This window comes from Chitinibacter sp. ZOR0017, assembly GCF_000799095.1.
Classification (GTDB): domain Bacteria; phylum Pseudomonadota; class Gammaproteobacteria; order Burkholderiales; family Chitinibacteraceae; genus Chitinibacter; species Chitinibacter tainanensis.
Map to the genome: position 1 here is coordinate 432 of NZ_JTLG01000042.1, position 5,215 is coordinate 5,646.

At 54.8% G+C, this 5,215-nt stretch carries 5 protein-coding genes and 1 tRNA gene; 2 read left to right on the forward strand and 4 right to left on the reverse strand.

All coding sequences use genetic code 11. The features are described 5' to 3' along the window. Nucleotides 1–100: 100 nt before the first annotated feature. Nucleotides 101–901, reverse strand: coding sequence for a prolipoprotein diacylglyceryl transferase (gene lgt, locus L991_RS12285; protein WP_047395925.1), 801 nt, complete (start codon nt 899–901; stop codon nt 101–103). Between the two features lie 165 nt (nt 902–1,066). Between lgt and ilvD the strand changes: the two genes are divergently transcribed. Then, nucleotides 1,067–2,926: a dihydroxy-acid dehydratase gene (gene ilvD / locus L991_RS12290; protein WP_047395930.1), complete on the forward strand. Its 1,860-nt coding sequence runs from the start codon at nt 1,067–1,069 to the stop codon at nt 2,924–2,926. A gap of 175 nt (nt 2,927–3,101) precedes the next feature. Further along, entirely contained in the window at nt 3,102–3,773 is a 672-nt protein-coding gene (locus L991_RS12295) for a hypothetical protein (protein WP_047395933.1), read from the forward strand. Nucleotides 3,774–3,825: 52 nt separating this feature from the next. Here L991_RS12295 and L991_RS12300 read toward each other — a convergent pair whose 3' ends face one another. The 3 genes from L991_RS12300 to L991_RS12310 all read right to left on the reverse strand — a co-directional run bounded on the left by L991_RS12300 (nt 3,826) and on the right by L991_RS12310 (nt 5,215). Next, a complete protein-coding gene (locus L991_RS12300; RefSeq protein WP_028450289.1) occupies nt 3,826–4,245 on the reverse strand; it encodes a BLUF domain-containing protein in 420 nt (139 codons plus the stop codon). A 12-nt stretch (nt 4,246–4,257) separates the two neighbouring features. Next, nucleotides 4,258–4,965 carry a GTP cyclohydrolase I gene (gene folE / locus L991_RS12305; protein ID WP_231550552.1) on the reverse strand — a complete coding sequence of 236 codons (708 nt, stop codon included), beginning with the start codon at nt 4,963–4,965 and terminating at the stop codon, nt 4,258–4,260. A 174-nt stretch (nt 4,966–5,139) separates the two neighbouring features. After that, nucleotides 5,140–5,215 (reverse strand) — tRNA-Phe (locus L991_RS12310).

The following is a 5,215-nucleotide window of genomic DNA, read 5'->3' on the forward strand; positions in this document are numbered from 1 at the left end:
GTCAAGAGCCACGCATTATGGAGATGAACTTTGCCGTCGTCAAACAGATTTTTCATCTCCACCCTCAGTTTTTGAATAAATACTTATTTTGCTTGGCAATTTAGTTGGCGCGCGCAGTGCCGCGGCTGCATACCAGCCACATCAACACCCCAATCACGATCATCGGCAAGCTCAACCACTGCCCCATGGAGAAGTTCATATACAGCAAGCCAAGGAAGTCATCTGGCTCACGCGCAAATTCGGCCACAAAGCGGAATACGCCATACCCTAACAGGAATAGCGCCGAAATCTGCCCGGTTTTCCGCGGCTTGCTTGAGAACCACCACAAAATAGCAAACAGCAGCACACCTTCCAAAGCAAACTGATACAGCTGGGATGGATGACGTGGCAAACCATCGTGCGCCTGCGGGAAGACCATCGCCCACGGCATAGTGGCATCGGTTACGCGTCCCCACAATTCGCCATTAATGAAATTACCCAACCGGCCAGCCGCCAAACCCAATGGCACCAGCGGCGCAATAAAGTCAGTTACCTGCAAAAAACTGCGCCCGGTTTTACGGCCAAATAGGTACATCGCCACCAATACACCGAGAAAACCGCCATGAAAGGCCATGCCACCTTCCCACAGCTTAAAAATGCTCAGCGGATGCTGCAGATAAAAATCAAACTTGTAGAAGAACACATACCCTAGGCGCCCACCGAGGATCACCCCTAGCACACCGTAAAACAGCAGATCATCCATTTCCGCCACATGCCAGCCCGGCGGGTTGCCATTGCGAATCCGCATCCGCCCCAGCAACAAAAAGAGCACAAAGCCCACCAGATACATCAGACCGTACCAATGAATACCCACTGGCCCCAAGTGAATGGCCACCGGATCAAACTGCGGATGAGTCAACATCAAAATCTTCCTATTCGGGATATGGCAGCGATTATATGCGCAGAGCGCCCTTGCTGCGCAGCATTGCGGCAAACCAGTATTTACAGTCGCCGCCTAACGTCCACACCAGCATGCCTGATTTTCGTTACAATGGCCGCTCAGTTCTTTCACTGATAGAGATTGATCATGCCTGCTTATCGTTCCCGCACCACCACCCACGGCCGCAATATGGCCGGTGCTCGCGCCCTGTGGCGTGCCACCGGCATGAAAGACGGCGATTTTGGCAAACCGATTATCGCCATTGCCAACTCATTCACCCAATTCGTACCCGGCCATGTGCATTTACACAATCTGGGCCAGTTGGTGGCACGTGAGATCGAAAAAGCAGGCGGTATCGCCAAAGAATTCAACACTATTGCAGTGGATGACGGTATCGCCATGGGTCATGGCGGCATGCTGTATTCACTACCAAGCCGTGATCTGATTGCCGACTCGGTGGAATACATGGTGAACGCCCACTGTGCCGACGCGCTGGTGTGCATCTCCAATTGCGACAAGATCACCCCAGGGATGCTGATGGCCGCCCTGCGCCTGAATATCCCAGTGATTTTTGTTTCTGGCGGCCCGATGGAAGCCGGCAAGGTCAACTGGCAAGGCGAAGTACGCAAACTCGATCTGGTGGATGCCATGGTGGAAGCCGCCAACCCGAACGTCTCTGACGACGAAGTGGCCGCCGTAGAACGCAGCGCCTGCCCGACCTGTGGCTCTTGCTCCGGCATGTTCACTGCCAACTCGATGAACTGCCTGACGGAAGCCTTGGGTCTGTCTTTGCCTGGCAACGGCTCACTGCTCGCCACCCACGGCGATCGCAAGCAACTCTTCCTGCAGGCGGGCCGTACCATCGTCGAGCTGGCCAAACGCTATTACGAAGGCGAAGACAGCAGCGTATTGCCACGCAATATCGCCACTTTCGAAGCTTTCGAAAACGCCATTGCACTCGATATTGCCATGGGCGGCTCCACCAACACTGTCTTGCACCTGCTAGCGGCCGCCAATGAAGCCGGCGTGAACTTCACCATGCAGGATATCGACCGCATGAGCCGGAAAGTGCCATGCCTATCTAAAGTGGCCCCAGCCACTCAGAAATACCATATGGAAGACGTGCACCGTGCGGGCGGGGTAATCGGGATTTTGGCCGAACTGGATCGCGCCGGACTGATTCATCGCGATGTACCGACTGTTCACGCCAGCAGCATGGGTGCCAGCATCGATCAGTGGGACATCGTTAAAAACAGCCCGGATAGCCTCGCACACCTGCTCTACCGTGCCGCGCCAGGCGGCGTGCCGACTACCATCGCCTTCAGCCAGAGCATGCGCTGGCCAGAGCTCGATCTGGATCGCGCCAACGGCTGTATCCGCAATAAAGAAAACGCCTACTCGCAAGACGGCGGGATCGCCGTGCTGTACGGCAATATCGCTGAGCGCGGTTGTATTGTAAAAACCGCCGGCGTGGATGAATCCATCCTCAAATTTACTGGCCGCGTCCGGATTTTCGAATCGCAAGACGACGCCGTTGCCGGCATTCTGGACGATCAAGTAGTGGCCGGTGATGTGGTACTGATTCGTTACGAAGGCCCCAAAGGCGGCCCGGGCATGCAGGAAATGCTCTACCCTACCTCCTACCTGAAATCAAAAGGCTTGGGCAAAGCCTGCGCACTGCTGACTGATGGTCGCTTCTCGGGTGGTACATCCGGCTTGTCGATCGGCCACGTTTCACCTGAAGCCGCCGAGGGTGGCGCGATTGGTCTAGCCAAAGAAGGCGACCAACTGGAAATCGATATTCCAAACCGCACCATCAATCTGCTGGTCAGCGCCGAAGAGCTCGCCGCCCGTCGCGCCGAAATGGAAAGCCGCGGCAGCAAAGCCTGGCAACCTGAACAGCGCGAACGCTTCGTCAGCGCGGCCTTGCGCGCCTACGCCGCAATGACGACTTCGGCCGATACCGGCGCGATTCGCGATGTGAGCCAAGTTGAGCGCAAAAAGTAAGTCAATTTGACTGATACAAAAAGCGGCCTGCGGGCCGCTTTTTTATTGCAGGGTATATCTCTAAATACATTGATCAATAAGCCATTCAAGGCAATACCCCCATCCCGACCAATGGCATTGAGTTTATTTGCCTCCTGCCGATACAGGCCATTATCCAGCCCAGCAGGAGCGCATCATGCAAGCCCTCGACAGCAGCCGCTTTAACCCCAGCACATTACTGCCAGGCTGGGCAGACCCAACGAGCAATACCCGCCACAGCCAGCAACCCTCCGCCCTCAGCCAACACAATCAGCAGCTAGGCCGCGACACCAGTCAAGCTGCGCAAGCCATGCTCGGCCAGCTGGCCGGCCAATTATTTGGTCAGCAAGGCTTCAAAATCGAATGGGATGAGGTAAGCCTTGCCGCCGCCACCACGGCCGGCGCAGCAGCGAGCGTCAGTAGCAATGGCACTCAGCAAACCAGTAGCGCCGCCTTTCTTTTGCGCGAAGAGAGCCAATTCAAGGGGCGCGGCACCATTAGCACTGCCGATGGCCGCCAATTTGAGTTTGAATTTGAACTTAGCTTCAGTCGCGAGCAAACCGCAGCATTTAGCTCGCAAACCAGCGCGCCAGCACCCACCAGCGAGCGTGAGCCAACCCAAACGCGCAGTAACGCTACCCCACTAAGTTTGCAGTTTGGCGGTCTCGCCGATGAGTTACTACAGCAGCTCAGCCCAGAGCCGGTGGGGCAAGCCCTTAAAATCAATGATCAACCCGCCCAGCTACTGGTTAAGCTGCTGAATTTACCCGGTGGCGAACGGTTTCTAGATTGGCAAGGCCAGCGGCAAGGGCTCGATACCCAAGCCTAAATGCAAACAGGGGCTAGCCAGCCCCTGTTGTTCTACCATTCGGTTGCAGCGTTTATTTGCCGATGGCGGCGGTATCGATCAGATCTTCCAGCAAGCGCAACACCGCATCGCCGCTCATTTCAAACGGGGTAAATTCGGCTCGCGCCGAATATTTGAGCAACAGGGCCGCATTCACCTTGGCCAGATTCACCTGCCCCATGGTCCAATCGGAAAAGCGCCGCTCATTAATCTCGGCAAAGTGCAGCAATTCCACCTGACCATGCCGCGGATCACGGCCAATGATGTTGTACAGTGAAGATACAGCCGCGCGGCTGCCTTCCAGCACCTGCACAAAAGTGCCACCGCTATAGCAAAGCACGCCGGTGATGCCGATGGCCGGATTATTTTGCCGCGAGCTACGCAGGATCGAATCCAGCAACTCGGTATTCATCGCGCCAGCTGCACGGCTGGCATAAATCAAGCGCACCAACATACCCATCCTCACTTAACGTTTATTGTTAATCAGCGACAAGAATTCCAGCCGCAAGTGCGTATCTTTCAGGAATACGCCGCGCATCACGCTATTAATCATTTTTGAATCACTGTCTTTCACACCACGCCAGTGCATGCAGAAATGATCGGCCTCCATCACAATCGCCAAGCCATCTGGATTCACCTTGCTCTGCAAGAGATCGGCCATCTGGGTCACGGCTTCTTCCTGTATCTGTGGCCGTGACATCACCCATTCAGCCAAACGCGCATATTTTGACAGGCCGATCAAGTTGGAATGTTGATTTGGCAGAATACCAATCCACAATTTTCCGATAATTGGGCACAAATGATGCGAGCAAGCGCTGCGCACGGTGATCGGGCCAACGATCATCAGTTCATTCAGATGCTCGACATTCGGAAATTCGGTCACCGCGGGCTGCTTCACATAGCGACCACGGAATACTTCATTCAGATACATCTTGGCCACCCGGCGGGCGGTGTCTTGGGTGTTGTGATCGTTATCGGTATCGATCACTAGGCTATTGAGCACTTCTACCATCTTGCTTTGCACTTCGGCCAGCAATTCGCTCATTTCGCCTTCTTCGATAAAGTCAGCGATATTGTCATTCGCATGAAAGCGGCGGTCGGCCTGCAGCAGGCGGTAGCGAATACGCTGCGAAACAGGCGTCGCAGCCACGGCGGTCGAATCTGATTTGCTCACCATCACATCCTTGAGATTAGGGCCTGGCTCAACCAGTATATACCCAGAAACAAAAAAGGCTACTGATGAGTAGCCTATCACAAAGCCTGTGCCTTGCTCAGTGAAAATTTTTTGTCGCACCCAATGGCTGGGCGAAAAAAAACCCGCTCAGCAGAGCGGGTTTTTAAAATTGGGTGGTGGCCAATCGCGGAATCGAACCACGGACACGCGGATTTTCAATCCGCTGCTCTACCAACTGAGCTAATTGGCC